Origin of the sequence: Treponema zioleckii, assembly GCF_014737315.1 — a bacterium.
GTDB lineage: Bacteria > Spirochaetota > Spirochaetia > Treponematales > Treponemataceae > Treponema_D > Treponema_D zioleckii.
This window is the reverse complement of the sequence record NZ_JPUF01000130.1, coordinates 1-2,213: the sequence shown is the minus strand read 5'-3', so window position 1 is coordinate 2,213 and position 2,213 is coordinate 1. Positions and strand designations below refer to the sequence as shown.

Here is a 2,213-nt window from a genome sequence, read left to right as displayed (position 1 = left end):
GATTTTAATATTATTTCATTTTCTAATGTTTGAATTTTATATTCTTTATAAGTTTCGTATGATTGCAAAATTGAGCAAATATATTCTTTACTGGCTTCTGTAACTTTAGTCGTTAAAGGTATAAAAGATGAATCCTGAGCAGAAAGAAATTGCAACAATAGAGATATTATGATACTTATTCCGATTTTTTTCATTTTTTACCTATGTGCCTCAAGTGGGGGTTTACCACGTTGTCGGCTTTTGAACATTGCAAGAGTTCTTGATAAATAAATTCATTGATACAAAATGGTTGTTCGTCGTTGATTAATCTTTCCAGACATTTTGTTCCTGTAGTTTCTCTACCTCGGAAGAAATTTATCAGTACAGAAGTATCTACAAGAATCATTGAGCACATCTCATAGCTTTGTAGTCATAACCATCAGCAAAATGAATTTTGCCTTTTAAGTCCGCAATGCTTTTCTGCTTCTTTTTTTGAGGGAATCTATTGTTTCTATATATGAGATGACCATCTGAGCCTGTTCATCATCAAGAACCGCAAAATAATCCATGACTTTTTCTCTTAGAGCTTCTGCAACCATGATAGACCTCCATTAAGATAATTATAGCATATTTTGCTTTTTTTACTTTAAAATTGAGAAATACAAAAAAACAGTTCTTTACCTGATTTTTTATTCCCATTCTTTTGTAGAAGAGTGATAATACAGAGCTTCTCCGAGAGATAATCCAAAATAAAGGTCATAATCATTATCTGAAATTCTATCATACCAGAAATCAATGCCCTTGTACTCAGTGCCAATTCCACCCCACATCTCATTAGGAGCTAATCCTAAATCAATAAAAGAATCTGGGGTTTTTCCGTTAATATTCTTATAATTATCTATTTTTTCTATAATCTGTTTCCCGTATTTTTTTAGTTCATGATTTACATACCCATTTCCAATATTCCAATAAAGAAAAAATAATATAATGAATGAAAAAAGCAAAATAAAGAGAAAAATGACAATTTTTTTTATCGTTTTTATTTTTACCATTTTTATTCCAAAAACTGCACCCAAGTGCGTCTGCCACACTGTCGGCTGTGCTTTTCTATAAACTACAAACTATTGCCCAGTTTTTGAAGAACTGTTTGTAACCGCCGGAATTCCATAATTGCAGGAATTCATCGTAAGTGTAATACCGATTTCCTTCCTTGCATTTATTGTCAATGATTGTTTTACGTTGATTTTCTGGATTTTTTTCTTGCATGGAATCGTAAAGCATAAAACCGTTTTTATCGTAGCCAAGAATCGTTACATAATGAAGAACGTGATGAATTTTTATAAGGCAAATAATCGGCTTCTGTTGAGAAACGGTTTCTTTTATCCAGTTAATTTTATCTTGGTCGGATTTAGCTTTTAAAACATATTCTTTTGTTTTGAGTCCGTTTTCATGCAATTGGTTCACTGCGCCCTGAGGAAATGTAAGATTTTTATAAATCCGCCACTTCATTTGCTTTGCAAGAGTTTCAGGCTCTTTTTCTTCATTACGCAAAATGTTTATAACGGCCATTACAGAATAAGGACAGCAATTATTCACCATCTGCCGGTAAAAAAGATTTTTGTCCATTTTTAAATAACATGAATCATAAAAAGGCCGTTTCCTTTTGGAACAAACGAAGGTATTGCCCTGCCAAAACAAAGTAAAAATATAGCGGAAAACACGATGAATATTAAAATAGTATTTAGTAAGATTTTTCTTTTTGTCATTTTTGTCTCTAAAAAATAGCAAAAAACTTTTACGGTCTAAAAATGTCTAACTGCAATTCCGAAACTGCTTTTGCAGAAATTTCGCTGTCGATTTGAATGAGTTCAACACAAGATTCTTCATAAGTTTTTTTAGGGCGTGAAGTTCATGTTTGTTCTTCATGCCTTGGACGAGTTCCATATATGTAGTAGCAGAAATTTTAAACGGTGATTCAGCAAGAATTTTTTTTCTGTGCATTTTCATTTCCACGCAAAAACCAAATAAGAACATCTGTATCAAATATCAAAATGCCGTCCTTGTCTTAAATTCCGCACATATCCGTCAACATCTTAGGTAGAAAATACAACACATTCACTCAAAAATCAAGTTTTGGATTATACTTTCCTGAACGTTGACACACCACTGGAGGTAGGGTAATAAAATGAAAAAAATATTTCTGGCATTTTTGTGCATTTTTTCTCTGAATTTTT

4 protein-coding genes are annotated in these 2,213 nt (G+C 32.1%); all 4 read right to left on the bottom strand.

The window, feature by feature from the left end:
• Positions 1-194, bottom strand: a 194-nt coding sequence (locus JI65_RS17210) for a hypothetical protein (protein WP_207106108.1), incomplete at its 3' end; no start/stop codon positions are given.
• 246 nt (positions 195-440) lie between these two features.
• The gene (locus tag JI65_RS16785; RefSeq protein ID WP_242457288.1) at positions 441-578 is read right to left on the bottom strand and encodes a hypothetical protein; all 138 of its coding nucleotides are present in this window, start codon (positions 576-578) and stop codon (positions 441-443) included.
• A gap of 90 nt (positions 579-668) precedes the next feature.
• On the bottom strand, positions 669-1,055 hold the full coding sequence (locus JI65_RS16780) for a hypothetical protein (RefSeq protein ID WP_191018312.1): 387 nt from the start codon (positions 1,053-1,055) through the stop codon (positions 669-671).
• A 31-nt stretch (positions 1,056-1,086) separates the two neighbouring features.
• Positions 1,087-1,605, bottom strand: a complete 519-nt coding sequence (locus JI65_RS16775; protein WP_191018311.1) for a C39 family peptidase — start codon at positions 1,603-1,605, stop codon at positions 1,087-1,089.
• Between the last annotated feature and the right edge of the window lie 608 nt (positions 1,606-2,213).

Bases quoted from the DNA above. Each gene is read 5' to 3' on its own strand.
- JI65_RS16785 (WP_242457288.1), bottom strand. From the start codon at position 578: ATGGTTGCAGAAGCTCTAAGAGAAAAAGTCATGGATTATTTTGCGGTT.
- JI65_RS16775 (WP_191018311.1), bottom strand. From the start codon at position 1,605: ATGGACAAAAATCTTTTTTACCGGCAGATGGTGAATAATTGCTGTCCT.